We start from the raw sequence: 25881 nt of genomic DNA, 5'->3' as shown, positions 1-25881 counted from the left end.
CGCGGCGCGGGCGCCGCGGGCGCTACGCCGTGATCGCGGCGCGGATCTCGGCGGCTGCTGCGCCGACGTCCGACGCGCTGTAGATCGCGCTGCCGGCGACGGCGATCCGGGCACCGGCCTCCTGCACCGAGGCGACGGAGGACGCGTTCACGCCGCCGGCGATCGAGAACGGCACACCCGACTCCTTGCCGGCGTCGAGCAGTGTCGAGAAGGTGAAGCCCTCTTCCGCCTGCTCGTCGAGCCCGGCGTGCACCTCGACGAACTCGGCGCCGAGGGCGACGACCTCGCGGGCACGGGCGGCCTTGTCGGAGACGCCGATCAGGTCGACGACGATGCCCTTGCCGTGCTTCTTCGCGGCCTTGACGGCACCGACGATGGTCGAGTCACCGGCGACACCGAGGACGGTGACCAGGTCGGCTCCCGCCGAGAACGCGATGTCGGCCTCGAGCTCGCCGGCGTCCATCGTCTTGAGGTCGGCGAAGACGATCTTGTCCGGGTGGGCTTCCTTGATCGCGGTGACGGCGGACAGGCCGGCGCTCTTGATCAGGGGCGTGCCGAGCTCGAGGACGTCGACGTGCGGCGCGGCCGCGGCGGCGAGTTCGAGGGCGGCTTCGGTGGTCAGGGTGTCCATGGCGAACTGGAGCTGCATGTGGATGCCTTTCATTCGAGGTTTGCGTGTCGGGGCCAGAGGTCGTCGGCGGACTGCCCGCCGCGGGACCAGAGCGTGTGGAACAGGGCGTCGCCGACCAGGGCGACGGCCTGCTCGAAGAGACTGCCGGCGTACTGCGCCGAGGCCGTGCCGGAGCGGTCGGTCTTCGTCGCTGCCGGCAGCACGAGGGTGACGTCCGCGACCTCGGACAACGGGGAGTCGTCGGTGGTCGACAGGGCGACGACGGACGCGCCGACGTCGTGCGCGATGCGGGCGGCCTGCACGATGCCGGTGGTCGTGCCGGAACCGCTCGCGACGAGGAGCACGTCCCCGGGCCGGATCGCGGGCGTGGTGACCTCTCCGACGACGTGGACGTCGCGACCGAGGTGCATGAGCCGCATCGCGGTCATGCGCAGCGCGAGTCCGGAACGGCCGGCACCGTGCACGAAGACACGGTGGGAGCGGTCGATCAGGTCGAGGGCGCGCTCGGCCGACGCGTCGTCGACGTTCGCGGCGAGGTCGGTGACCTCGCGCACGATCACGTCGAACGCTGCGGGGACGGTGGGTTCTGCCATGTCCACGAGCATGCCGTCGCGCGGCCCGCCGCACCGCTACCCGCGTCGGCAGGCATCCCACCCGATCGGGTGGCCCCGTCCGCACGGGTGGGACAGGTAGGTTCGGCTCCCATGGACGCCATCGCACCCGACCGGGAGGCCCGTGGCGAGCCCGCCAGTCGGCTCGCCGCCTCGGAGCACGCCCGGACCGTCGCCGAGCAGGCGGACCGTCAGGCGCTCACCCTCGAGTCCGTGCTCGCCGTGCTCCGGTCACCTCGGGTGTCGGACGCCGCCGCGCGGGCCGAGGCCGTCGAGATCGCGTCGGCAGCACTCGTCGACCTGCGCACCGAGACCGACCACCAGCGCAGCACCCTGCTCGAGCCGGTCACCGGGGCGTTCTCGCGCCTTCGAGCCGACCTGCGCCCGCTCGTCCGGTTCGGCGACCTCGACGTGCAGTTCGTCGAGCCGCCGACCACCGGCCGCGCACTGCCGGGCGACGTCGCCCACGCGGCCCGCGCCATCGTCCGGACCGCCGTGCTCGCCCTGGTCGACGGTGGTGCGGCCAAGCGGGTCCGCATCCAGTGGGACTGCGACGGCCGGAACCTGCTCATGCAGCTCCGTGACGACGGGTCCGGCACCCTCGACGTGCACGACGACGCCATGCGGCCGATCGCAGAACGGGTCGTCACCCTCGACGGCCGCGTCCAGGTGTCGAGCACGCCGGACTGGGGCTCGGTGCTCGACATCTCGCTGCCCCTCGACCCGTCGCCGACCGAGGTGGACTCGGTCGCGGACGACGACCTCACCCCGCGGGAGCGCGACGTGCTGCGGCTGCTCGCGACGGGCGTCGGCAACCGCGAGATCGCCGAGGGCCTGGGCATCAGCGTGAACACCGTGAAGTACCACGTGGCGAACCTGCTCCGGAAGCACGGGGCCCGCACCCGTGCCGAGCTCGCCGCCTTCAGTTCCCGGGCGTGACCCGCCGCGACCGCGACAGTGGGTACCGGCGGTCGAGTGAGGGTTCGACGACGGTCGCCATCAAGAACTGCGAGAGCAACTTGCCCCCTGCCCAGTAGACGGGGACAACGAAGATCGCGAACCCGGTCCAGATCCCTGCGCCGATGAGGGCGATGGTGCCGAGCGTCACGACGATGCCCACGCCCGAGTACAGGTACTGCCACCCCCGGGTCGCCGAGTCGCGCTGCACCTGCTGCTGCTCCGCACGCTCGTCGAGTCCGCGCACCTCGGGCTCGAGGGACTCCCGCTCGTCGGTGACGAACAGGTCCCGCACGGGCACCTCGAGTGCCGCGGCGACCGACGACAGTGACTCCAGGCTCGCGTCGTTGCCGCTCTCCATCCGCTGCACCGTCCGCACCGCGAGGCCGCTCGCCTCGGCCAGTCGTTCCTGGGTCCACCCGCGCAGTCGCCGCAGCTCCCCGATCCGCATCTCGTTCATGCCCTGAACACTAGGGATCCCCGGAACGACGCACCACGACACGGACCCGACACCTGCACGACAGCGACCCGCCAGTCACCCGACAACGGTCCGACTGCCGTCGTCACTGCCCTCCCGGCGCGAAGCGGTAGCCCATGCCGGACTCGGTGACCAGGTACCGCGGGGTCGCCGAGTCGGGCTCGAGCTTCCGCCGCAGCTGCGCCATGTACAGCCGCAGGTACCCGGAGTCGTTGCCGTGGGAGGGCCCCCACACCTCGGTCAGGAGCATCTCGCGGGTCATCAGCCGGTCGGGGTTCGTGACGAGCACCTCGAGCAGGCGCCACTCCGTCGGGGTCAGCCGGATCGCGGGACCGCTGGCCGGGGTGACCTGCTTCGCGACGAGGTCCACGACGAGGTCGCCGATCCGGATCGTCGGCGCGCTGTCGACGCCGGCCGGGGCACGGCGTCGTCCGAGGGCCCGCAACCGCGCCAGCAGCTCGTCCATCTGGAACGGCTTCGTCACGTAGTCGTCCGCGCCGGCGTCGAGTGCGTCGACCTTGTCGGACGAGTCGGTCCGTCCGGACAGCACGAGCACCGGCACCTGCGACCACCCCCGGATGCCCTCGAGCACCCCGATGCCGTCGAGCCGGGGCATGCCCAGGTCGAGCAGCACCAGGTCGGGCCGTTCGGTGATGACGGCGTCGATCGCCGCGCGGCCGTCCTTCGCCGTCACGACCTCGTACCCGCGGGCGGCGAGCGTGACGGAGAGCGCTCGGACGAGTTGCGCGTCGTCGTCCGCGATCAGGACCTTCACCGGAGCTCCACTCCCACGTGCCCAGCGATCGGCAGCCGCACCACGACGGTGAGCCCACCACCCGGGGTGTCATCGACCTCGATCGTGCCGCCCATGCCCTCGGTGAAGCCCCGCGCGAGTGCGAGACCGAGTCCGAGGCCCGTCTCGTTGTCGGTGTCGCCGAGCCGTTGGAACGGCTGGAAGACCTCGTCGACCCGGTCCGACGGGATACCCGGACCGTGGTCGGCGATCCGGAGCTCGACCCCGCCTCCGAAGGCGCTCGCCGCGACGCGCACGCGGGTGCCGTCGGGTGCGTAGCGGACGGCGTTCGCGAGCAGGTTCACGACGACCCGCTGCAGCAGGACGGGGTCGGCGAGCACCGGCGGCAGGTCCGCCGGCAAGTCGAGGTCGACGTCGTCGGGCCCGAGCTCGAGCTCGTCGAGCGCCGGTGCGACCACCGTGTCGAGGGCCAGCGGCCCGGACGCGACCGCGAGCACACCCGCCTGCACACGACTGACGTCCAGCAGGTCTGCCAACAGCACCGCTAGCTGACCGAGGCTCTCGTCGGCGGTCGCGAGCAGTGCCTCCCGGTCGGCCCTGGACAGGTCGACGTCCAACGCACGCAACGACTGGACGGCGGCCGAGGCGGCCGCGATCGGCCGCCGCACGTCGTGGCCGACGGCCGCGAGGATCGCGCTGCGGACGCGGTCCGCCGCCGCGATCCGCTCTGCGTCCAGCGCGGTGCGCGTCAACGAGCGGTGTTCGACCGCGGCGTCGAGCTGCTGCTCGACGACGCGCAGCAACCGGCGCTGGGTCGGGTCGTCCGGAGCGCCAGCGAACTCGAGCACGGCACCGGACGGGAGGCTCGTGGAGGCGTCCGGCGATTCGCCGAACGTCCCCGACGTGGCCGGTTCCTCGTTCCCCTGCCGGATCCGGACGCCGGCGAACCCGAAGGCCTCGCGGGTGCGGTCGAGCAGGGCCTGCAGGGCGTCGTCGCCGCGGAGGACGCTGCCGGCGATCCCCATCAGCAGACCTGACTCCGCCGCGGCGCGACGGGCAGCACGCGAACGTCTGGCGGACCGGTCGACCACGAAGCTGACGAGCACGGCACTGATGACGTACATGACCAGGGCGAAGAGGTGCCACGGCTGCTGCACCGTGACCATGTGCAGGGGTTGGACGAAGAAGAAGTCGAGGCTCAGTCCGGACAGCACCGCCGTGAACACCGCCGGCCACATCCCGCCGACGAGCGCCACGACGAGCACCAGCAACTGGTACGCCAGGACGTCCACGGTGATGGCGTCGGGGTCGCTGCCGATCGACAGGACCCAGGTGAGCAGGGGCCCGACCAGGACCGAGAGCACGAACGCGGCGAGGACCCGTCCGCGGGACAGACTGCCGCCGAGCTTGGGCAGGGCGAAGCCACCACCGGCGCGCTCGTGCGTGACGACGTGCACGTCGATGTCGCCCGACTCCCGGATCACCGTGTTGCCGATGCCCGGGCCGGTCAGGGCCGCGGCGAGCCGACTGCGACGGCTGACGCCGATGACGATCTGGGTCGCGTCGATCGACCGCGCGAACCGCACGAGGGTCGACGGCACGTCGTCGCCGACCACCTGGTGGTACGTCCCACCGAGCTGTTCGAGCAGGGTGCGTTGGGCACCGAGCGCCCCCGGGTGCCGCTCGCGCAGGCCGTCGTTCGTCGTCACGTGCACGGCCGCGAGTTCGCCGCCGGCGCTGCGGGCGGCGATGCGGGCACCGCGGCGCAGCAGGGTCTCACCCTCGGGGCCGCCGGTCAGGGCGACCAGCACGCGCTCCCGGGTCTCCCACCGGTGCTCGATGCCGTGCTCGGCGCGGTAGGCCTTGAGCGCGTCGTCGACCTCGTCCGCCAGCCAGAGCAGCGCGATCTCGCGCAACGCCGTCAGGTTCCCGAGCCGGAAGTAGTTGGACAGGGCCGCATCGATCCGGGCAGCCGGGTACACGAGTCCGTCGGAGAGCCGCTCGCGCAGGGCAGCCGGTGCCAGGTCGACGACCTCGATCTGGTCGGCCGCTCGCACCACGGCGTCGGGGACGGTCTCGCGCTGCACGGTGCCCGTGATCTCGCGGACCACGTCGCCGAGGGACTGCATGTGCTGCACGTTGACCGTCGAGATGACGTCGATGCCGGCGGCCCGCAGCGCTTCGACATCCTGCCAGCGCTTCTCGTTCGCACTGCCGGGAGCGTTCGTGTGCGCGAGTTCGTCGACGAGGGCGACCTCGGGCGCTCGCCGGAGCACCGCGTCGAGGTCCAGGTCGTCGAGCTCCACGCCGCGGTGGTCCACGGTGCGGCGCGGGACGACCTCGAGGCCGTCGACGAGCGCGGCGGTGGCAGCACGTTCGTGCGTCTCGACCACGGCGACGACGACGTCCCGTCCCTCGTCGAGCAGCCGGCGGCCCTCCTCGAGCATGGTGAACGTCTTGCCGACGCCCGGTGCGGCACCGAGCAGGACCCGTAGCTTGCCGCGCTTCACGTGCTCATCCTCTCGCGTCGGCTGTTGCAGGGCTGCCGGTCGACTGATATACTCCTCGTAACCGTTCCCACCAAGGCTCAAGCCCAGGCTTCCTCAAATCGGGTGGGACTGCACCGCCTCGCGTCGCTCGTCGGCGCGAGGCAACTCTGTTCTTGCTCACGTTCGTTCCCCACGCTGTAGTTGCTGCCGGCTTGCCCGAGATCACTCGTTCCTCTCGGGATCCAGGAGCCGCACCATGGCGCACGCCAGCATCCCCATGTCGCAGTACCGTGCCGACCAGTTCCGCCATGTGCTGGCTGTCCGTGCATTCGATACCTCCGATGCATCTGTCCTGCGGGCGCACGACTTCGACAGCGAGTTCCGATCGATCGCGCTTGCACTGACCGAACGGATCGAGATCGCCTTGCGCGGGCGGGTCGACCGCGCGGCACGGCACCGTTTCGGCAAGCTCTGGCACCTTGACCCGATGGCGTTCCGGGACACGTTCGACCACGACTCGTTGCTGCGGCGCGCAGCAGGAGTACTCGACCGAGCAAACGACCCGGTGACGCAGAAGGTCTGGCGAGAGCGAGCGCTCGATCAGGTTCCCTTCGGGATGCTGGCCGAGGAGCTCAGCTTCGGTGAACTCTCGCGGCTGACGGGCGCCCTGGAACCCCGATTGCACGATGCGGTGGCCCTCGCGTTCCGCCTGCCGGCGGGGACGCTCCGTCCGTGCCTGCACCACCTCACGCACGTCCGGAACTGCTGCGCCCACCACACGCGGCTCTGGGGCCGCAGCTTCCGGATCCCGCCGCCGACCTTCCGCTCCCCCGCCGACCTGATCGCTCGGCTCGAGGGGCTGCCGAAGCGCACACCGGTGCATTCCCTCGAACTGCTCGCACACCTCGCCGAGACCGTCGGCCCGTGCGACCGTCACGCCGATGCTGTTCGACGATTGATCGACGAGCACGACGACCTGATCGACGGCATCGGCGGACGGCCGAGCTGGGCGGCGAGGTGACCGCATGTCAGGACAGCTTCGCCAGCGCGAGGTTCAGGGCCAGCACGTTCACGACGGGCTCGCCGAGGAACCCGAGCTGACGCGACTCGGTGTGCGATGCGACCAACTGCCGCACCGTGTCCTCGGACACGCCCCGCGCCGCCGCCACCCGCGCGACCTGCTGCGACGCGTACGCGGGGCTGATGTCCGGGTCGAGACCCGAACCCGAGGCGGTGACCGCGTCGGCGGGGACGTCCGCCTCCGAGACCCCGTCGGCCTCTGCCAGTGCCGCACGCCGCTCCTCGACGGCCTTCAGCAGGTCCGGGTTGTTCGGCCCGAGGTTCGAGCCGGACGAGGCCCCGGCGTCGTAGCCGTCCTCGCCAGCTGCGGAGGGCCGCGACTGGAACCAGCGATCAGCCTGCTTGCCGGAGAACGACTGCCCGATGAGGGAGGACCCGACGACGGCGCCGGACGAGTCGGTGACCTCCGAGCCGTTGGCCTGCTCGTGGAACACCCCCTGGCCGACGCCCCAGACGGCGAGCGGGTAGCCGACGCCGAGCACGACGGTGGCGAGCAGGGTGAGGCGGATGGCCACACCAGCGGAACGGACGGTGGAACGTGCAGATGCCATGACTAGAACCCCGGGATGAGACCGACCACGAGGTCGATCAGTTTGATGCCGATGAAGGGGACGACCACGCCGCCGAGCCCGTAGACGAGCAGGTTGCGGCCGAGGATCGACGACGCTGCGGCCGCGCGGTACTTGACGCCGCGCAGGGACAGCGGGATGAGCGCCACGATGACGAGCGCGTTGAAGACGACGGCGGACAGGATCGCGGACGACGGGCTGTGCAGGCCCATGATGTTGAGCGCCGCGAGCCCGGGGAACGCCGCCTGGAACATCGCCGGGATGATCGCGAAGTACTTCGCGACGTCGTTGGCGATGGAGAAGGTGGTGAGGGCCCCGCGGGTGATGAGCAGCTGCTTGCCGATCCGGACGACGTCGATGAGCTTGGTCGGGTCGGAGTCGAGGTCGACCATGTTGCCCGCCTCCTTCGCCGCCGTCGTGCCGGTGTTCATCGCGACGCCGACGTCCGCCTGCGCCAGGGCCGGGGCGTCGTTGGTGCCGTCCCCGGTCATCGCGACGAGGTTGCCGCCCTCCTGCTCGCGCTTGATGTAGGCGAGCTTGTCCTCCGGGGTGGCCTCGGCCAGGAAGTCGTCGACGCCGGCCTCGTGCGCGATCGCAGCCGCGGTTCGGGGGTTGTCACCGGTGATCATCACCGTGCGGATGCCCATCGACCGGAGCTCGGCGAACCGTGACGCCATGCCGTCCTTGACGACGTCCTTCAGGTGCACGACGCCGAGCAGGGCGACCGCGCCGTCCGAGGAGCGGCGGCCGACGACCAGTGGGGTGCCGCCCTGGTCGGAGATCTCCGCGACGGTGGAGTCGATCGCGGCAACCAAACCGGCGTCGGGGGTGTCGGCCCAGGCCAGTACGGCCGCAGCGGCACCCTTCCGGATCTGCGACCCGTCCGGCAGGTCCAGACCGGACATGCGCGTCTGCGCCGTGAACGGCACCTCGACGGCGCCGTCCGGCAGAGCCGGCGTGACCCCGGCCTCGGCAGCGAGCGACACGATCGAGCGGCCTTCGGGCGTCGAGTCCGCCGCGCTCGACAGGGCTGCTGCCGCCATCAGCGAGGCCTCGCTCACGCCCGGCACCGGCACCACGCGGGACGCCCGACGGTTGCCGTACGTGATCGTGCCGGTCTTGTCGAGCAGCAGGGTGGTGATGTCGCCGGCGGCCTCGACCGCGCGGCCCGACATCGCGAGCACGTTGTGCTGCACGAGCCGGTCCATGCCGGCGATGCCGATCGCGGAGAGCAGGGCCCCGATGGTGGTCGGGATGAGGCAGACGAGCAGGGCGATCAGGACGGGGACGCTGACCGTCGCTCCGATGAGTCCCGCGATGGGCTGCATCGTCAGGCAGACGATCACGAAGACGATCGACAGCGAGGCGAGCAGGATGTTCAGCGCGATCTCGTTGGGCGTCTTCTGCCGGGCCGCACCCTCGACGAGGCGGATCATCCGGTCGATGAAGGTCTCACCAGGGGTCGAGGTGATGCGCACGATGATCCGGTCGGACAGCACCCGGGTGCCGCCGGTGACGGCACTGCGGTCGCCGCCGGACTCGCGGATGACCGGTGCGGACTCACCCGTGACGGCCGACTCGTCGACGGACGCGATGCCGTCGATGACGTCACCGTCACCGGGGATCACCTCGCCGGCGACGACGACCACCACGTCACCCTTCGCCAGGTCGACCGACGCGACCTCCTCGGTCTCGTTGGCGACGGCTGCAGCGTCGGCCTGGTCGTAGCCGAGCACCCGTCGGGCGCTCGTGGTCGAGCGGGTCTTCCGCAGCGTGTCGGCCTGCGCTTTCCCACGGCCCTCGGCGACGGACTCCGCCAGGTTCGCGAAGACGACGGTGAGCCACAGCCACACCGCGATCGCGATGGTGAACGCGGACGGCTCGACGACGGCGGCGACCGTCGTCAGCGCGGCGCCGACCTCGACGATGAACATCACGGGGTTCCGCCACATCAGTCGCGGATCGAGCTTGCGCAGCGCGCCCGGGAGGCCCGCCACCAGTTGACGGGGTCCGAATGCGGACGAGCGGGTGGCCGGCTCCACTGCGGTGCGCGGTTCCGGCTCGGTGGTCACGGTCATGACAGTCCTTCTGCGAGCGGGCCCAGTGCGAGCACCGGGAAGTAGGTGAGTGCGGTGACGATGACGGCGACGCCGCCGAGCAGCCCGATGAACAGCGGGCGGTGGGTGGGCAGCGTGCCGGCGGTCTCGGGTACGCGGTCCTGGGCGGCGAGGGACCCGGCGAGCGCCAGGACGAACACCATCGGCACGAAGCGCCCGAGCAGCATCACGACGCCGAGCGCGGAGTTCATCCACGTGGTGTTCGCGGTGAGCCCGCCGAAGGCCGAGCCGTTGTTGTTCGCACCCGAGGTGAAGGCGTAGAGCAGCTCGGACAGACCGTGGTTGCCGGGGTTGAAGATCGACGTGCCGAGCACCTGTTCCCGGACACCGGGGATCACGAGCGAGAGTCCGGTCGCGAGGAGCACGAGGGTCGGCGTCACCAGGATGTACAGCGCCGCGAAGGTCATCTCCTTGGCGCGGATCTTCTTGCCGAGGTACTCCGGCGTCCGGCCGACGAGCAGCCCGCCGATGAACACCGTGATGACGGCGAGCACGAGCATGCCGTACAGGCCGGAACCGACACCGCCGGGGGTGACCTCGCCGAGCATCATGTTGAGCATCGCCATCATCCCGCCGATCGGCGTGAAGCTGTCGAACATGCCGTTCACCGCACCGGTCGAGGTCGCGGTCGACGTCGTGCCGAACAGGGTGGTGCCGAGGATCCCGAACCGGGTCTCCTTACCCTCCATCGCGGCACCGGCTGCGTGTGTGGCGAGCCCCCCACCGCTGAGCTCGGCGATCGACATCACCGACAGGGACACGAGGAAGATCGCGCCCATCACGGCGAGGATCGCGTAGCCCTGGCGGTCGTCGCCGACCATCCGGCCGAAGGTGCGCGGCAGCGAGAACGGGATGACGAGCATCAGGAAGACCTCGACCAGGTTCGTCCACGCCTGCGGGTTCTCGAACGGGTGCGCCGAGTTGGCGTTGAAGTAGCCACCGCCGTTCGTGCCGAGTTCCTTGATCGCTTCCTGCGACGCCACGAACCCGTCCGGCAGGTGCTGCGTGCCACCGACCAGCGTGGTGACGTCGGTGCCACTCCCCCACGACTGGATGACACCGCCGGCGACGAGCACGATCGCGAAGACGAACGCACCGGGCAGCAGCAGCCGACCGACGCCGCGGACGACGTCGACCCACACGTTGCCGAGCGTGCCGGACTTGCGGCGGGCGAACCCGCGCACCAGTGCCACGGCGACGGCGAGGCCGACGGCTGCGGACAGGAAGTTCTGCACCGCGAGGCCGGCCATCTGCACGCTGTACCCGACGGTGACCTCGGGCGAGTAGGACTGCCAGTTCGTGTTCGCGACGAACGACGCCGCGGTGTTGAACGCGAGCGACGGGCCGACGGCAGGGAGCCCGAGGTCGCCGGGCAGCACGACCTGGATGCGCTGCAGCAGGTAGACGAGCAGGAGCCCGACGACGCTGAAGAGCAGCACGCCGCGCAGGTACACGGGCCACGACTGCTCGGCGTCCGGGTCGACCCCGATCAGCCGGTAGACCCCCCGCTCGACCCGGTTGTGCCGGACAGGCGTGAAGACCCGGGCCATCCAGTCGCCGAGCGGCCGGTAGGCGACGACGAGCAGCAGGACGAGCGTGGCGACCTGGACGATCCCCGCCCAGACGTCCGCGGCGCCCGACGCGCCCACGGCGCCCACTAGAACCGCTCCGGACGCACGAGCGCCCAGACGAGGTACACGACAGCGGCGATGCCGAGGACGGCGGCCGCGATGGTGATGCCGATCACAGCCGTTCCACCCCCTTGGCGATCAGTGCCACCACGCCGAACACGGCGAGGACACCGGCGACGACGAACACGTCGAACACGAGGGACTCCAGAAGGTCTGCGGTGTCCGCGTCGGGCGACGCGGACGGCACCACGTGTGGCGCCTGAACCGATGCTGGGTCCTGCGCCGGGCCTCCTGGGCGCTCCTAACGGTTTCCTCACGCCGCCCTGGCGGACGCATGCGCCCCGCTAACGCGCGCTCGCCGTCCTACGATCGGAGCATCGTGATCCCTGCTCCCCCGACCCGCCCCGGAACGAGGGCGTCCGCCGTGGCCGGGAGCCTGCTCACCACGGCCGTGGTGTCGATCGGTGCGCTGTGGGCGGTCGTCTTCGGGCCGCTGTGGCTCTTCGGTGAGCAGCGGCAGCTCCTGCTCTGGTTCTGGGCCGTGCCGCTGGCGTTCGTGCCGTGGCTGGCCGCGATCGCGGCGCTCGTCCTCGCACTGGTGGGGTGGTCGCGCGGGCGCGGGAGGAAGCGCGCGGTGCTGGCCGTCTGCTGCGCCGTGGTCGTCCTGCTTGGACCGATCGTGATGGTGTTCGGCCCGGGCAGCGCGCTCGTCGACACGTCGGTCTGAGGCCCGAACGGGTCCGTCTTCAGTCCGCGGTCGAGGCGCTGAGTCGTGCGGACAGCGCGCGGACCGAGCAGGCGAGGTCCTCGGGACCCTCGACGACGAAGTCGACCGCGAACCCCGCGAACGCTCCGGCCAGCCCCGGCCAGGACCACGAGCCGAGCGTGACCCGACTCCGCTCGTCGGACAGGGGTTCGACGACGGCGCCCTCGGGCAGGTAGGGCGTGATCGTCCGCGCGTCGGCAGTCGTCACGGTGACCGAACCGACGCACGGCCACACGTCGACCTGCGCCGATCCCTTGAACCGCGCCGACACGAAGGCCAGCGGGTCACCACCGGGCACCGGCCGGGGCGTGAACGGCACCCGCGTGCGCATCCGCGGGGTGATCCGGTCGATGCGGTGGGTGCGCCAGTCGTCGCGGTCGAGGTCCCAGTCGAGCAGGTACCAGCGGCCGTTCCGGGCGACGACGGCGTGGGGTTCGACACGGCGGGGTGGGCGGAGGTCGTCGTCGCCCGCGTACGTGAACCGCAGGACCTCGTGCAGGTGCACGGCCTCGCTCACCGCGACGAGCACGCCCGGGTCGGTGCGGGTCCGCCCGGACGTCGTGACCGCTTGCACCGCGTCGATGCGCGACCGGAGCCGCGCTGGCATGACCTGCCGGATCGTCGCGAGCGCCCGGGCGGCCGACTCGGCGATGTCCGCGCCCGAGGCGGGGGCGACGGTCAGGGCGAGCGCGATCGCCACGGCCTGGTCGTCGTCGAACAGCAGCGGCGGCAGGTCCGAGCCCGCTGCGAGCCGGTACCCGCCGGCCGGTCCACGGAGCGCCTCGACCCGGTACCCGAGCTCGCGGAGCCGGTCGACGTCGCGGCGGACCGTGCGGGGGCTGACCTCGAGGCGTCCGGCGAGCTCGTCGCCTGGCCAGTCGCGGTGCACCTGCAACAGCGACAGCAGCGCGAGCATGCGCGAGGAGGGTCCGGCCATGTCGATCATTCTCGTCGGAGAAGCGGACATGATCTGACCGCATTGCCGGTCATCCTCGTTCCATGAGCATCGAAACGACACCCCACCTCAACTTCGACGGCAACGCCCGCGAGGCCCTCGACTTCTACGCATCGGTCTTCGGCGGCGAGGTCACCGCCGCCACCTACGGCCAGATGGGCGCCCTGGACGACCAGGCCTGGGCCGACCGCATCGTCTTCGGCCAGGTCTCCACCGACGCCGGGTTCCGGGTCATGGCCTTCGACGTCTGGCCCGGGCAGCCCTACGACCAGGGATCGAACGCGTTCTACGTGTTCGTGCACGGCGACGACTCCGCCGAGATCGAGCGGTACTGGGCCGTGCTGTCCGACGGCGCCGAGATCCGGCAGCCCCTCGCTCCCTCGGCCTGGGCGCCGCTCGCCGGGCAGCTCCGCGACCGGTTCGGCGTGGTCTGGCAGCTCGACGTCGCCACGGCCGACCGCTAGCGCGTTCCGAGGGCCGCGGTCAGCGCGTCGGCGTCCACGTCGACACGGTGACCGCGGCCGTCACCGTCGCTGGGGCGAACACCGCGTCCGGTGCGACGTGGTGGTGGCTCGGCCCCATGTGCACGACGTCGTGGACGTCCTCGGCGGAGAGGTCCATCGTCCAGGTCAGGTCCTCGGAGGACCGCAGGACGAACGACGGCGTGAGCGAGTCGAGCAGCCGCCGCTCCTTCTCCGGGTCGACGGAGATCGTCGCCTCGGCCAGCTCTGCCAGGTGGCCGGTGCGCGGGGTCACGACGACCAGCACGCCATCGGGGTGCAGGACGCGGGCGTACTCGGTCTGGTTGCGCGGTGCGAAGACGTCGAGGACGACGGCGGCAGCGTGGTCGACGACCGGGAGGCGCTCGGTCACGTCCCCGACGACGGCTCCGGCACGTTCGTGGACGCGGGCCGCCCGTCGGATCGCGATGGCCGACAGGTCCAGCGCGACCCCGAGCCGCCCGTCCGCACCGTCCGGAACGTCCGCACCGTCCGGAACGTGCGCTGCGTCCAGCGCATGCGCCAGGTAGGTCCCCGGACCGGACCCGACGTCGAGCACGATGCCGGGGGCCGTCGCCTCGGCGACGGCGTCGGCGAGCGCCCGCTCGACGGGCGCGTAGTGGCCCCGTCCCAGGAACCGCAGCCGGGCGTCGACCATCTCCGGGGTGTCCGCGGTGAGCGACCGACGCTTCGCCGGCAGGAGCGTCAGGTGGCCCTGCTTGGCCTCGTCGAACCGGTGCCCGGTCGCACAGCCGACCTGGCCGCCGTCGACCCGACCGAGCGGCTCGGCACACACGGGGCAGGCGAGCATCGGCAGCAGGTCGTCACGCACCGGCCCAGCGTACGGGGCCTCGCTAGCCTGGCCGGATGTCGCTGCAGCAGCTCTTCGGTCTCGACGGACGCACCGCCCTCGTGACGGGAGGCAGTTCCGGCATCGGACGCGCCATCGCCACCGCACTCGCCGACGCGGGTGCGCACGTGCTCGTCGCTGCTCGGACACGGTCAACCATCGACGCGACGGTCGACGACGTCCGCGCCGCTGGAGGATCGGCCGACGGCATCGTCGCCGACCTGTCCTCGCGCGCCGGAGCACACGCACTCGCCGATGCGGCGGGCGACGTCGACGTCCTCGTGAACTCCGCGGGGATCAACCTCCGGCCGCCGATGGCCGACCTCGACGAGGACACCTGGGACGCCACGATGGCCGTGAACCTCGACGCACCCTTCGTGCTCGGCCAGCGGCTCGCGCCCGGCATGGCAGCGCGTGGCCGCGGCCGGATCATCAGCATCAGCTCGCAGCAGGCGCACCGTCCGTTCGCCGCGAGTGGCGCGTACGGGGTCTCCAAGGCAGGCCTGGAGGCACTGGCCCGGTCCCAAGCGGAGGCCTGGTCCGCGCAGGGGGTCACCTCCAACGTCCTCGTCCCCGGTTTCGTGCGCACCCCGCTCAACGAGCGGCTCGGGTCCGACCCGGCCGCGGTGTCAGCGCTCGCGGCGCGGACGCTGGTCGGCCGGAACGGACTCGCGTCGGACTTCGCCGCCGCTGCCGTGTTCCTCGCCGGCCCTGGTTCGGCGTACGTCACGGGGCAGTCCATCGCGGTCGACGGCGGGTTCTCCGTCCACTGACCTCGAGGTGCGCCGACGACAGGGTGCTGCGCAGCAGTACGGTCGGGACATGGCAGTCATCGAGCAGGCAACGCTCCGCCCCTCCAAGGCCGAGGCGCTCGCCGCTTGGCTGCCCGACCAGGCGTGGAGCGGCGTCGTCGCGGGAGCGCCGCTGCAGGTCGTCGGGCAGTTCCGGTTCGACGACCCCGCCGGCGAGGTCGGCGTCGAAGTGCTGCTCGCCCGCACCGAGGACGGCCGGGTCCTGCAGGCGCCACTGACCTACCGGGATGCACCGCTGCCCGGCGCCGACGCGTTCCTGGTCACCGAGATGGACCACTCCGTGCTCGGGCGACGCTGGGTGTATGACGCCGTGGGCGATCCGGTCCACGCCGACGTCCTGCGCCGGGCGATCGTCACCGGCGGGCACGAAGCGGAGCTCGAACTGGCGAACGATGCCGGACGGCGGCCGAAGGACGCCTGGGCCCACGGAAGCGGCTCCGAACCCGACTCCCCCGATGTCACCTCGGTGCACGCGACCACGACGGGCGCGGTGACGTCGATCGCGACCGACCACGGCACGATCGTCATCGCTCGGGTCGTCGGCACCGCCCTGCCCGAGGGCGAGACGCTGACCGGTACGTGGACGGACGGCTCCGGAGTGCTCGCCGTCCTACTGCCCGAACGCGCCTGAGGTACTGGCAGGGCCTGCCTGCACCGGGGACCGGCTGGCAGGATCGTGGGCGTGAAGACACTGGAGTTGCCACAGACGGACCTCACCGCATCCGACGTCGTCGTCGGCCTGATGCGGATCAACGACATGAGCGACGAGGACATCCGCGCGCTCTACAGCGCCTCGCGTGACGCGGGCGTGAACATGTTCGACCACGCCGCGGTGTACGGCGAGTGGCACGGCTGCGAGGAGCGGTTCGGTGCCGCCGTGACGCTGTCACCGTCGGAGCGTGCCGAGATCGTGCTGCAGACCAAGGTCGGCATCCGTCCGACCCCGAACGGCGCGTACTTCGACTTCTCGTACGAGCACATCCTCGAGTCGGTGGACGAATCGCTCACCGCGCTGCAGACCGACTACGTCGACGTCCTGCTGCTGCACCGTCCCGACGCCCTGGTCGAGCCGGAGGAGGTCGCGAAGGCCTTCGACGAGCTGGACGCCGCCGGCAAGGTGCACCACTTCGGGGTCTCGAACCACACCCCCGGTCAGGTCGACCTGCTCAGGAAGCACGTCCAGCAGCCCCTCGCGTTCAACCAGGTGCAGCTGAGCATCACGCACGCCAACGTCATCTCGCAGGGCCTCACGGCGAACATGGGTGGCCTCGACCAGTCGATCTCCCGCGACAACGACATCCTCAACTACTCGCGGATCAACGACATCACGCTGCAGGCCTGGTCGCCGTTCCAGAAGGGGTTCTTCGACGGCGTCTTCCTCGGCGACCGCGAGCAGTACGCCGACCTCAACGACGTCCTCGAGGAGATCGCCGCCGCGCACGGGGTCACCCCGACCGGCATCGCCGTCGCCTGGATCACCCGGCACCCCGCGCACTTCCAGGTCGTCCTCGGCACGACGAACCCGCAGCGCGTCCGCGACTCGGCGGCCGGCTCGGACGTCGAGCTGTCGCGCGAGGAGTGGTACCGGATCTTCACCGCCGCGGGGCACACCGTTCCGTGAGCCCATCGGGCAGGGTGGAGTCGTGCTCCACGACCTCACCCTGCCCGTCCGCCTGTCCGCCCGCGCCGGTTCGGTGGTGGTGCGGAACGCGGCCGACGGCGACCTCGACGCCCTGATGGCGCTGTTGTCCGACGACCCGATCAGTGCCGCCCGCGGGGACGTCGCCGCCCCGGAGGACCGCCCGCAGTACGCCGCGGCCCTGCGATCGATCACCGACGACCCGGCGAACGCGCTGCTCGTCGCCGAGGACGAGTCCGGTCGGCTCGTCGGCACCTTGCAGCTCACCCGGATCCCGGGCATGGCTCGCCGGGGTTCGACGCGGCTGCTCGTCGAGGCCGTCCGCGTGAGCAGTGCGCTCCGCTCCGGCGGCATCGGCAGCGCGCTGATGCACTGGGTGACAGACGTCGCAGCGCCGGACCTCGGGACCCCGCTCGTGCAGCTCACCTCGGACGCCGCCCGGACGGATGCGCACCGGTTCTACGAGCGCCTCGGCTTCGCGGGATCGCACGTCGGCTTCAAGTACCGCGTCCCAGACTCTTCCGCGCGCTGACGTTCTTTCCCAGAGCGCGCGCGATGCAAGACGGTTTCGGGCGTACCTGGTCGAAACTTCCGACCAGGTACGCCCGATTCGACCAGGTACGCCTCAGTCGGAGGACGCCGGGGTCCCCGAGGACGGTACGTTCACGTCGACCGGGGACACCGCGGCTGGGTCGGCGGAGGCGCCACCCACGACGTCGAAGGAGATCCCGAGCATCGCCGGGTCCTCGTCGAGCTCCAGCCCGTCCTCGCGGACCTGGTCCTCCGGGATTGCACGGCCACCAGACGGGTCCCACGAGTTCGCGATCGACATGCCGACGAGCATGCCGGGCGACCTTGAGTGCCGCCTCTGAACCGCCGCAGAAGACCCGATCAGCGGTCGAGGTCAGGCACCGTCCGCCGCGATCAGCTCGAGCTGCGTCAGCGTCAGGTCGGTGCCGGCGGTGAACGTGAACGACGAGCCGCCGCCGATGATCCGGAACACCCGGGTCTGCCCGGGCCAGGTGAACTCGGCGCCGTCGACGGCCGTGACGGTCTCGCCGAGGGACACCTGCCACGAGTACGAACCCGGGGTCGCCACCGTCACGGTGTACAGCGACGCGGCGGGGCAGTCCACGTCGAACGCCACCGACTCCCCCGCGGCGAGCGCCGTGACGGTCCGCCCGGTGTCGTCGACCAGTGCCGACGAGCCCTCCGACGACGTCCCGACGGGCAGCAGGTCGACCGGGGCGTCCCGGTAGCCGTGGACCTCGGAGGCCGACACCGGCCGGGTGTCCGATGCCCAGCCCTGCGGTTCGGACGACAGCGTGAAGACGATGTGCGACGCCGACACCACCACGTGGTGCGGGATGCTGACGGACGTCCAGGGCGAGCCGTCGACCGTCACCGACGCCACGTAGGCACCTGCGGAACCGTCGGCGATCTCGATGACGGTGGGCGTTCCTCCCGGCTGCTGCAGCACCGTCCTGCGGACCGACGGCGGCACGAGCACGTAGGTGCCCGTGGACGGCGCCAGCGGGTAGAGGCCGATCGTCGCGAAGACGTACCAGGCGCTCATCTCGCCGTTGTCCTCGTCGCCGGGGTAGCCCTGGCCGAGGTCGGAGCCGACGAACAGCCGCTCGAGCGACTCCCGGACGATGCGGTGGGCGTCGTCGTGCCGACCGGTGAACATCGGGAAGAACGGGATGTGGTGCGCCGGCTGGTTGGACAGGCCGAGCATGCCCATCCGGACGTCGCGGGCCTCGGTCATCTCGTGGATGGGGAAGCCGTACGCGCCGGATCGGACGGTCGCGCCGGTCTCAGGCGTCGCGAAGAAGGCGTCGATCGTGGCGTCGAACCGGGCCGGTCCGCCGTGCAGGTCCACGATGCCGGCACCGTCGTGGGGTGCGGTGAAGGCCGTGCCCCACGCGTTCGTCTCGGTGTAGTCGTCGCCCCAGTCGCGCGGGTCGAACTCGGTGCCGACCCGCCACGAGCCGTCGGGGTCGCGGCCGATGAAGAAGCCCCGCTCGGAGTCGAACACGTGCCGGTACTGCAGCGATCGACGGGCGAACCACTCCGCCTCGGCCTCGTACCGGGACAGGTCGGCGGGCGTGCCCGCCCGCGACGCGAGCAAGCCCGCCATCACCGCGAGTCCCCAGTCGTTGATGGCGGCGTCGAGGGTCCAGGACATCCCCTCGGACGTCGCGGTGTCGACGTGGCCGCGGAAGGCGCCCGGGAGGCTCCCCTTGCGTCCGACGCGCTCGTCGCGCGGCGGGACGGTCGCGTTGCGGACCGCGCTCCGGTACGCCTCGGCGAGGTCGAACCCGGTGACGCCCTTCGCCGCGAGGTCGGCGAAGACGGTGTCGCTCGTGGTGCCCGTCATGCAGTCCTCGGCGCCGGGGGCGCTCCAGCGCGGCGTCCACCCGCCGTCGTGGTGGTGCTCGACGAAGCCCTGCGCGAGCTCGCCGGCGGTCTCCGGGGTGAGGAGTCCGAGGAGCGGCCAGGCGGTGCGGTAGGTGTCCCAGAACCCGTTCGTGGTGGTGAACGGCCCCTCGACGACCTCCGGCCCGGGCTCGTCGCGGATCGGGTCGGCGAGGACGGCTCCGTACGGGGAGCGGTGGTGCGGGGTGCCGGTCAGGGCGGTCTCGCCGGCACGGTTCGGGTAGAGGAACAGCCGGTACAGGCCGGAGTACAGGCTCACCAGCTGGTCCGGGGTGGCTCCGTCGAACGACAGGGTCGCGAGCTTCTCCGTCCAGAGCGCCTCGGCGCGGGTGCACATGGCGTCGAAGGAGCCGGCGGCGTCGAGGTTCGCGCGGGCGTCCTCGATCGAGACGGTGGAGATGCCGAGCAGGACGTCGACCGCTCTGTCACCGTCGACGGCCAGCCAGCCGCGCAGCTCGTGCTCGCCGGTGCTGGTGTGGTCCGCGGTCACGTGCGGGATCCGGACGTGCACGTGGTGCGGCGGGGTGCCGGGACGGTCGTCGAGCAGGGCCTCGACCACGGCGGTGCCGTCGGTCACGGTCACGGAGACGCCGGAGACCCACCCGTGGTGGTCGAGCACGATGCTGCGGGTACCGGTGAACCGGAAGCCGAGGGCGAACTCCCCCGCGGTCATCTCGGCCGTCACACCCTGGTCGAGGGCGACCCGGTACCGGTGCGGACCGTCGATCTCGTCGTCGTGGTCGAAGCCGAGCGCGCGGGCGGCTCGGTCGACGTCGGGGGTGTCGAGCGGCGACGGCATGACCTGGAACACGCCGCGGTCCCCCATCCACGGCGACGGGATGTGACTCGTCGCGAACGCCTGGATCGCCGGTCGGACCCGCCCGTCGGCGTCGGTGCGCGAGTGCTCCTGGTACGCGTAGGGCCAGCGGTTGCTCGACGCGTCGGTCATCGGCAGGCCGAAGACCCCGCCGTGCGGGATGCCGACGAGCGGCGCGTTGTTGCCGCGGGAGAACCGTGACGATGCCTGCGTGCCGCGGGTCGTGCGGACGTGGTCGAGCGGCGTGAACGGTGCCGGGCGTGCCGGGGCGATGCGGACGTCGTCGAGCCAGCCGCGCAGGGCTGGACGCTCCCCGTCGGCGTCCGACGGCTGTGTGTCGGAGCCGAGCCGGGCCTCCAGTCGGTCGACGACCAGCCCCGCGAACGGCGTGAGGTCCACCGCGCGACGGTTCCACTGGTCGAGCCACTGCTTGCGGGCCGCGTCCTGCGCCTCGGGCGTGAGCGCGTCGCCGTACTGGTCGCGGGCGTGTCCGCCGTGCGCGGCCGCGTGCTCGCTCAGTCGTGTGCCGTCGGTGAAGACGACGTCCACGGTGAAGGCCGTGGCGTCCCAGAAGTGCGGCAGGTCCGCCTCGGTGGGCTCGGCGGCGCCCTGCGGGAGCGTGCGTTCGGGGAACCAGACCCACGACAGTTCGTCGCCGGGTGCGACCACCCGGCCACCGGCCCCGGGGACGAGCGCCACGACGGCGCCGTCACCCGCGGGTCGTTCGACCAGCCACCCCTCCGATGATCCGAAGCCGACACCGTTCCGCGCCGCGACGGCCGTCGTCGGCCCACCGCTCCGTTGCAGTTCTCGCACGGGTCCAGCGTATTTGGTCCAGCGTCTGGACGAAAACGCTCGGCGTGTCAGCCCTTGTTCTGCCCGGGCGCGTTCTCCGAGTTGCCCGGACCGGCGTCCGCTGAGGTGTCGGTCGTCGTGTCGGCTGCGCCGTCGGCTGGGTCGGCGCCGTCCTGCGGCTCCTGCACCGGGTTCGAGACCGGCGCGCTCGGCTCCGGACCGACGGAAGGCTCCTGGCTGGGCTCGGCGGGCTCGCTCGGCTGTTCAGCGGGCTCGGACGGCTGCTCGGCCGGCTCGGAGGGCTGCTGCTCGGCCGGCTCGCTCGGCTGCTGCTGCTCCTGACTCGGCTGCTGTTCCTCGCTCGGCTGCTGCTCCTCGCTGGGCTGCTGCTCCGTCGGCGCGGTCGAGTTCGTGTCCGTCGGAGCCGGTGTGCCGTCGTCGTCGCCGTTCAGTGCGAACACTGCGACCCCGATGCCGACCAGCACCAGGACGACCACGACGATCGCCGTGATGATCGGTCCCTTGCGTCGCTTCTCGCGCTTCGCCGGGTCGTCACCGGAGCCCGGACGGACGGGCGGGGCCGCGGGTGGCACGCCGCCACCGCCGGTCGGACCGCCGGTGCCGCGCTGAGCACCGAGGACGGTGGTCGACACGTCGTCCGCGGCGTTCGGCTGCTGGGCGTCCATGACACGGGTCGCGTCGTCCGCGCCCGGCTGTCCACCCGGACGGGAGGCACCACTCGCCGGCATCACGCGGGTCGCGTCGTCCGCGTGCGCGGCCATCGGAGCCGTGGCTGCGGCGGCGGCACCGGCCGCGGCTGCTCCGGCTGCCGCGCCGGCACCGGCTGCCGTCAACGTGCCGGGACCGCCGGGCAGGAGCTGCGTGGCGGGCCCGGGCTCGTCGCGGCCCAGGGCGCGGAGTCGTTCGGCTGCCTCGGCCGCACTCGGGCGCTCGGACGGGTCCTGCGCGGTCATCACGTGCAGGAGCGTGCGCCAGGCCGTCGGCAGGTGCTGGTCGATCTCCGGGCTGCGGGTGAGTCGCGCGGTCGCGGACTCGATGGCGCTGCCCGGGAACGGTGTCTTGCCGGTCAGGCACTCGAGCAGCACCAGCCCGAGCGCGTAGACATCGGCCTTGCCGGTGATCTCCTGCGCCAGGACCTGCTCCGGCGCGAGGTACGCGGCCGTCCCCATCACGGTGCCCGTCCCCGTCACGCGGGAAGCGTCACGGAGCAGGGCGATGCCGAAGTCGGCGAGCTTGACGTGGCTGCCGTCACGCTCGAGCAGCACGTTGGCGGGCTTCACGTCGCGGTGGACGATGCCCTGGGCGTGCACGGCGCTCAATCCGTCGGCCACCTGTGCGCCGACGCGGGCGGCGGTCGTGGGGTCGAGCGGTCCTTCGCGCAGCCGAGTGGCCAGGTCGCTGCCGGGCACGAGCTCCATGACGAGGTACGAGTCCCCGTCCTCGTCGTCGAGGGCAGCGTCGTACAGGGTGACGAGGGCCGGGCTGCGCAGTGTCGCGAGCGTCTGGATCTCCGACTCGGCGCGGGCGCGTTCACCGTGGTCGACCGGTCCGATGCGGAACACCTTGACGGCGACCTCGCGGCCGAGCTGCTCGTCGACCGCCCGGTACACGGACGCCATGCCACCGTGTCCGAGCGTGCCCGTGACGCGGTACCTGCCGCCGAAGACCCGTTCTTCCATGACGGGCAACCTACCGGTAGCGGCTGACGGGCCCGCTCATCCGTCGGGTCTCGGCGTTTGGTGAGCAGAAGGTGTCGAGTCCATTCGACTGACTCGACGTCTTCTGCTCACGAGATGTGCGCGAGGCTTCACTGCCGGTCGTCTCACGCCGCTCAGAGGGGAGTCGTTCAAGTTTTGGAGCAGTAACTGGAACCGGGAACGCGTCGGTTCAAGTCTTCTTGACGATGTCGCCGTCCGGGGTGGGCTCGGCGCCGTGGCGGAGCGCCGTCAGGTACAGCCGGTGCGCCGTGATCACGAGGGCGAGCCAGGCGAGCCCCAGCGCCCACGCCGCGAGGACATCGGTGAGCCAGTGGTGCCCGAGGAACACCCGCGAGGCCCCGACCGACAGCACGAACAGGGTCCCGACGACGATCGTCCACACCCGCGTGACGACCCGCGACTGACGCAGGAGCAACAGGTACACGATCGTGCCCACGATCACCGTCGCGTTGAGGGTGTGGCCGGACGGGAACGACGGCGAGTGCTCGTACGGCGGTACCGCGTCGGACAGCGGCGGACGCGCTCGACCGATGAGGTCCTTGCCCGCGATCGTCATGAGCAGCGAGCCGCCACTCGCCGCGACGAGCAGCACCAACGGGGTCCACGCCCGCCGCTGGATGGTGAAGCCGACCAGGAACCCGAGGGCGACGATGGGCATGCCGATCGTGCCCGCGATGTCGGTCCACCACGTGACCAGGCGATCCCCCACGGGCGACCGGAGGGTGAGTGCCCAGTCGAGCACCGGACGGTCGAGCACGGCGACGTTGTCGGCTTCGCGGACGGCGTCGTAGACCTCGGAGGCGAGCCAGGTCGCGAAGACGGCGATGCCGATCCCGACGGCCAGCGTGAGCAGCAGGAGCGGCATCGCGCCGTACCGGTGGCCGAGCGTGGTCCACCCCTGCGCGGTCGCCCGGCCAGCGCGGGTGCGCCAGCGCGTGAGGTCGACCTCGCCGACGGTGCGGTCGGCGGCGTCCCCGCGTTCGGTGTCCATCCCTCCAGCCTGCCCGAAGCGCCCGGGAACCGCCGAGGCCGCGACTACTGCCTGCTCGCCCGGCGAGACCGCTGAAGGATGACCAGCCCCACGGTCACACCGACCGCGGTCATGAAGGGGGTCATGAACCACGCGATGACGATCGGGACGGCCCGCTCCGCCGGCGCCTCGACGTGGAGCATCAACGACAGGGCGACGATCGGCAACGCGATCGTGGCCACCCAGGAGACCACCACCAGCACCATGAGCAGTACGGCGGCACCCCGGTGGTCTGACCTTCGGAACGGAGTCGTCACGACACCATGCAACCAGGTACCGGTCAGTCCTTCGCCTCGGAGTACGCCCCCACCACCGCGACCGACAGCGGGAACGTCACCGGGAAGTCCTGGAACAACAGCCGACCGGCGTCGACCGCGGCTTCACGGATCTGCGTCGCCACCCACTCGGCGTGCTCCTCCGGCGCGTGCACCACGATCTCGTCGTGCACGAAGAACACCAGGTGCGGGCCGTCCGTCACGGCCCCGGGGAACCGCGCGGTGAGCCGGGAGCGCAACGACCCCATCCACGCGAGCGCCCACTCGGCCGCGGTCCCCTGCACCACGAAGTTCCGGGTGAACCGCCCCCAGCTCCGCGCCCGGGACTCGACGGCACGCTGCATCGCCGGGGTCCCCTCGACCGTGTAGGCCTGGTTCCTGGCCTCGAACCACGACGACTCCGGAACGGGCGACGTCCGACCGAGCAACGTCGTGACGGCTTCGCCCCGTTCCCCCGCGCGTGCGGCGCGTTCGACCAGGTCGAGCGCGCGCGGGAACGCCCGCACCAGTCGTGGGACGAGCCGACCACCCTCGCCCTGGGTGGCGCCGTACATCGCGCCCAGCATGGCCACCTTCGCCTGCTGCCGGGTCTCGACTGCGCCCGAGGCCACGACGCCGTCGTACAGGTCGCGTCCGTCGCCCGCGGCGGCCATCGCTCGGTCACCGGCCATCGCGGCGAGCACGCGCGGCTCCAGCTGCGCAGCGTCGGCCACGACGAGCTTCCAGCCCGGGTCGGCGATGACCGCCCCGCGGATGCCCTTCGGCAGCTGCATCGCTCCCCCGCCGTCGGCCGCCCAGCGCCCGGTCACGACGCCGCCGACCACGTACTTCGGGTGGAACCGGCCGTCGCGCACCCACTCGTCGAGCCACGTCCAGCCGTTCGCCGTCAGGAGCCGCGCGAGTCGCTTGTACTCGAGCAGCGGTTCGATGACGGGGTGCTCGATCTCCTGCAGCTCCCACTTGCGGGTGCTCGTCACCATGAGCCCCGCACGGCGCAACGACCGCAGGACGTCGGCCGGTGAGTCCGGGTTGAGCGTCGGGTCGTCGAGGCGCTCGCGGACGACGGTGGCGATCTCCTCGAGCCGGCGCGGCCGCACGCCGTACGGGACGCGCGGTCCGAGCGTCTCCTCGAGCAAGCGTTCGTGCACGTCGGCACGCCACGGCAGCCCCGCGTGCAGCATCTCCGCCGCGACGAGAGCTCCGGCGGACTCCGCCGTCGTCAGCAGGCGGAGGGCACCGGGCGACGTCGACCCCGCGACCGCCGCGAGCTGGGCCCGGAACTCGGCGACCGGGTCGACGTCGTCGTCCGGCACCGACGCGGTGAACAGCGCGTCGTCGAAGAGCTGGGCCTGCGTCGGCCGGACGACCCGGGCCTCCGCCACCGGAGCGTCGAGCGCATCCGACGGCGCTGCAGCGAGTGCGGAACCGCGCGCGGCCAGCGCTGCGCGCAGGATCCGTCGGCACAACCGCAGGTCGACGCAGCGCCCCACGCGTCCGCCGGCAGTGAGCACGGCCGGGTACCACCGTGCGGTGTCGTCCCACACCCAGCGCACGCTCGGTGCGTCGTGCGCCGCGACGAAGGCCGGGAGGCCCGACTCCTCCACGCGCATCGGCTCACCGTCAGCGGTCCCCGAGTCGGTCAGGGGCGTCGCGAGGACGCCGCCGTCGACGCGGCGGAGGACGAGGTGCACGGAACGATCATGCCGTGCCCCACCGTCACCGGCTGACGGGGTGACGGTTCAGGCGCGCTTCGGACCGCCGGGGCGCACGGCTGCGGTGTCGGCCACGTCGATGCGGACGTCGCCGTCCTCGGCGCGGGACACCTCGACCCGGGGGTCGGCGTCGTGCGCGTCGGACCCGGACATGCGCCGGAAGGTGTCCTGGCGTCGTTCCTCGAACGTCATGTCCACGCCGTCGTCGAGGTGGTCGTGGTCGGGCTTCGTCATG

Annotated in this window: 27 protein-coding genes; 8 read left to right on the top strand and 19 right to left on the bottom strand. The window is 71.7% G+C overall.

The annotated features are described in order from the left end of the window. Positions 1-22: 22 nt before the first annotated feature. Complete coding sequence (hxlA, locus tag EDF53_RS07975; RefSeq protein WP_111083537.1) at positions 23-649, bottom strand: 3-hexulose-6-phosphate synthase; 627 nt, start codon at positions 647-649, stop codon at positions 23-25. An 11-nt stretch (positions 650-660) separates the two neighbouring features. Beyond that, the gene (gene hxlB, locus EDF53_RS07970) at positions 661-1224 is read right to left on the bottom strand and encodes a 6-phospho-3-hexuloisomerase (RefSeq protein WP_123293401.1); all 564 of its coding nucleotides are present in this window, start codon (positions 1222-1224) and stop codon (positions 661-663) included. 111 nt (positions 1225-1335) lie between these two features. On the opposite strand from hxlB, the gene EDF53_RS07965 reads away from it, so the two are divergent. Beyond that, entirely contained in the window at positions 1336-2181 is an 846-nt protein-coding gene (locus EDF53_RS07965; RefSeq protein ID WP_111083538.1) for a LuxR C-terminal-related transcriptional regulator, read from the top strand. Here EDF53_RS07965 and EDF53_RS07960 read toward each other — a convergent pair. The 3 genes from EDF53_RS07960 to EDF53_RS07950 form a co-directional block, all read right to left on the bottom strand. Continuing rightward, on the bottom strand, positions 2165-2659 hold the full coding sequence (locus tag EDF53_RS07960) for a helix-turn-helix domain-containing protein (RefSeq protein WP_123293051.1): 495 nt from the start codon (positions 2657-2659) through the stop codon (positions 2165-2167). The two genes, EDF53_RS07965 and EDF53_RS07960, sit on opposite strands and share 17 nt — an antisense overlap. Before the next feature lie 103 nt (positions 2660-2762). Then, positions 2763-3452 carry a response regulator gene (locus EDF53_RS07955; protein ID WP_111083540.1) on the bottom strand — a complete coding sequence of 230 codons (690 nt, stop codon included), beginning with the start codon at positions 3450-3452 and terminating at the stop codon, positions 2763-2765. Continuing rightward, positions 3449-5941, bottom strand: a complete 2493-nt coding sequence (locus tag EDF53_RS07950) for an ATP-binding protein (protein ID WP_123293050.1) — start codon at positions 5939-5941, stop codon at positions 3449-3451. The genes EDF53_RS07955 and EDF53_RS07950 overlap by 4 nt, the downstream gene beginning before the upstream one ends. A 235-nt stretch (positions 5942-6176) precedes the next feature. Here EDF53_RS07950 and EDF53_RS07945 point away from each other — a divergent pair, with 235 nt between their 5' ends. Beyond that, positions 6177-6941: an Abi family protein gene (locus tag EDF53_RS07945; RefSeq protein WP_123293049.1), complete on the top strand. Its 765-nt coding sequence runs from the start codon at positions 6177-6179 to the stop codon at positions 6939-6941. Positions 6942-6948: 7 nt separating this feature from the next. On the opposite strand, the gene kdpC is transcribed toward EDF53_RS07945, so the two are convergent. The 5 genes from kdpC to EDF53_RS19300 are packed head-to-tail and all read right to left on the bottom strand — an operon-like array spanning position 6949 to position 11567. After that, a complete protein-coding gene (kdpC, locus tag EDF53_RS07940) occupies positions 6949-7551 on the bottom strand; it encodes a potassium-transporting ATPase subunit KdpC (protein WP_123293048.1) in 603 nt (200 codons plus the stop codon). A gap of 2 nt (positions 7552-7553) precedes the next feature. Beyond that, positions 7554-9647 carry a potassium-transporting ATPase subunit KdpB gene (gene kdpB / locus EDF53_RS07935; RefSeq protein WP_123293047.1) on the bottom strand — a complete coding sequence of 698 codons (2094 nt, stop codon included), beginning with the start codon at positions 9645-9647 and terminating at the stop codon, positions 7554-7556. Then, positions 9644-11335 (bottom strand): potassium-transporting ATPase subunit KdpA, encoded by a 1692-nt coding sequence (kdpA, locus tag EDF53_RS07930; protein ID WP_123293400.1) that lies wholly within the window; start codon positions 11333-11335, stop codon positions 9644-9646. Before kdpA ends, kdpB begins: the two co-directional genes overlap by 4 nt. 8 nt (positions 11336-11343) lie before the next feature. Next, positions 11344-11433, bottom strand: a complete 90-nt coding sequence (locus EDF53_RS07925) for a potassium-transporting ATPase subunit F (protein ID WP_017887940.1) — start codon at positions 11431-11433, stop codon at positions 11344-11346. Continuing rightward, a complete protein-coding gene (locus tag EDF53_RS19300) occupies positions 11430-11567 on the bottom strand; it encodes a hypothetical protein (protein WP_173168974.1) in 138 nt (45 codons plus the stop codon). The genes EDF53_RS07925 and EDF53_RS19300 overlap by 4 nt, the downstream gene beginning before the upstream one ends. A 174-nt stretch (positions 11568-11741) precedes the next feature. On the opposite strand from EDF53_RS19300, the gene EDF53_RS07920 reads away from it, so the two are divergent. Continuing rightward, positions 11742-12044, top strand: a complete 303-nt coding sequence (locus EDF53_RS07920) for a hypothetical protein (RefSeq protein WP_123293046.1) — start codon at positions 11742-11744, stop codon at positions 12042-12044. A 19-nt stretch (positions 12045-12063) separates the two neighbouring features. On the opposite strand, the gene EDF53_RS07915 is transcribed toward EDF53_RS07920, so the two are convergent. Next, positions 12064-13020 (bottom strand): YafY family protein, encoded by a 957-nt coding sequence (locus EDF53_RS07915; protein WP_123293399.1) that lies wholly within the window; start codon positions 13018-13020, stop codon positions 12064-12066. A 62-nt stretch (positions 13021-13082) separates the two neighbouring features. Between EDF53_RS07915 and EDF53_RS07910 the strand changes: the two genes are divergently transcribed. Further along, on the top strand, positions 13083-13502 hold the full coding sequence (locus EDF53_RS07910; protein ID WP_123293045.1) for a VOC family protein: 420 nt from the start codon (positions 13083-13085) through the stop codon (positions 13500-13502). 19 nt (positions 13503-13521) lie between these two features. On the opposite strand, the gene EDF53_RS07905 is transcribed toward EDF53_RS07910, so the two are convergent. Further along, the gene (locus EDF53_RS07905) at positions 13522-14370 is read right to left on the bottom strand and encodes a putative RNA methyltransferase (RefSeq protein WP_123293044.1); all 849 of its coding nucleotides are present in this window, start codon (positions 14368-14370) and stop codon (positions 13522-13524) included. 35 nt (positions 14371-14405) lie between these two features. Between EDF53_RS07905 and EDF53_RS07900 the strand changes: the two genes are divergently transcribed. Genes EDF53_RS07900 through EDF53_RS07885 form a run of 4 tightly spaced genes read left to right on the top strand, consistent with a single transcriptional unit; the run spans position 14406 to position 17371 of the window. Next, positions 14406-15161, top strand: a complete 756-nt coding sequence (locus EDF53_RS07900; protein ID WP_123293043.1) for an SDR family NAD(P)-dependent oxidoreductase — start codon at positions 14406-14408, stop codon at positions 15159-15161. A gap of 49 nt (positions 15162-15210) precedes the next feature. Then, positions 15211-15831, top strand: a complete 621-nt coding sequence (locus tag EDF53_RS07895; RefSeq protein WP_123293042.1) for a CG0192-related protein — start codon at positions 15211-15213, stop codon at positions 15829-15831. Between the two features lie 51 nt (positions 15832-15882). Then, positions 15883-16821 (top strand): aldo/keto reductase family oxidoreductase, encoded by a 939-nt coding sequence (locus EDF53_RS07890; protein WP_123293041.1) that lies wholly within the window; start codon positions 15883-15885, stop codon positions 16819-16821. A 22-nt stretch (positions 16822-16843) separates the two neighbouring features. Next, a complete protein-coding gene (locus EDF53_RS07885) occupies positions 16844-17371 on the top strand; it encodes a GNAT family N-acetyltransferase (RefSeq protein ID WP_123293040.1) in 528 nt (175 codons plus the stop codon). 93 nt (positions 17372-17464) lie between these two features. On the opposite strand, the gene EDF53_RS07880 is transcribed toward EDF53_RS07885, so the two are convergent. From EDF53_RS07880 to EDF53_RS07850, 7 genes are all read right to left on the bottom strand, one after another. Then, positions 17465-17683 (bottom strand): hypothetical protein, encoded by a 219-nt coding sequence (locus EDF53_RS07880; RefSeq protein ID WP_123293039.1) that lies wholly within the window; start codon positions 17681-17683, stop codon positions 17465-17467. A 60-nt stretch (positions 17684-17743) separates the two neighbouring features. Further along, positions 17744-20911: a GH92 family glycosyl hydrolase gene (locus EDF53_RS07875; RefSeq protein WP_260215243.1), complete on the bottom strand. Its 3168-nt coding sequence runs from the start codon at positions 20909-20911 to the stop codon at positions 17744-17746. 47 nt (positions 20912-20958) lie between these two features. Next, the gene (locus EDF53_RS07870) at positions 20959-22590 is read right to left on the bottom strand and encodes a serine/threonine-protein kinase (protein WP_123293038.1); all 1632 of its coding nucleotides are present in this window, start codon (positions 22588-22590) and stop codon (positions 20959-20961) included. Between the two features lie 208 nt (positions 22591-22798). Then, a complete protein-coding gene (locus EDF53_RS07865) occupies positions 22799-23620 on the bottom strand; it encodes a phosphatase PAP2 family protein (protein WP_123293037.1) in 822 nt (273 codons plus the stop codon). Positions 23621-23664: 44 nt separating this feature from the next. Next, positions 23665-23916: a hypothetical protein gene (locus tag EDF53_RS07860; RefSeq protein WP_148058301.1), complete on the bottom strand. Its 252-nt coding sequence runs from the start codon at positions 23914-23916 to the stop codon at positions 23665-23667. Positions 23917-23939: 23 nt separating this feature from the next. Beyond that, positions 23940-25625 (bottom strand): bifunctional 3'-5' exonuclease/DNA polymerase, encoded by a 1686-nt coding sequence (locus EDF53_RS07855; protein ID WP_123293035.1) that lies wholly within the window; start codon positions 25623-25625, stop codon positions 23940-23942. 48 nt (positions 25626-25673) lie between these two features. Beyond that, positions 25674-25880: a hypothetical protein gene (locus EDF53_RS07850; RefSeq protein WP_111083557.1), complete on the bottom strand. Its 207-nt coding sequence runs from the start codon at positions 25878-25880 to the stop codon at positions 25674-25676. Position 25881: the final 1 nt, after the last annotated feature.

The sequence above is a fragment of the Curtobacterium sp. PhB78 genome, assembly GCF_003751685.1.
GTDB lineage: Bacteria > Actinomycetota > Actinomycetes > Actinomycetales > Microbacteriaceae > Curtobacterium.
Note: the sequence above shows the minus strand (reverse complement) of the source record. Positions and strands in the feature narration are given on the sequence as shown.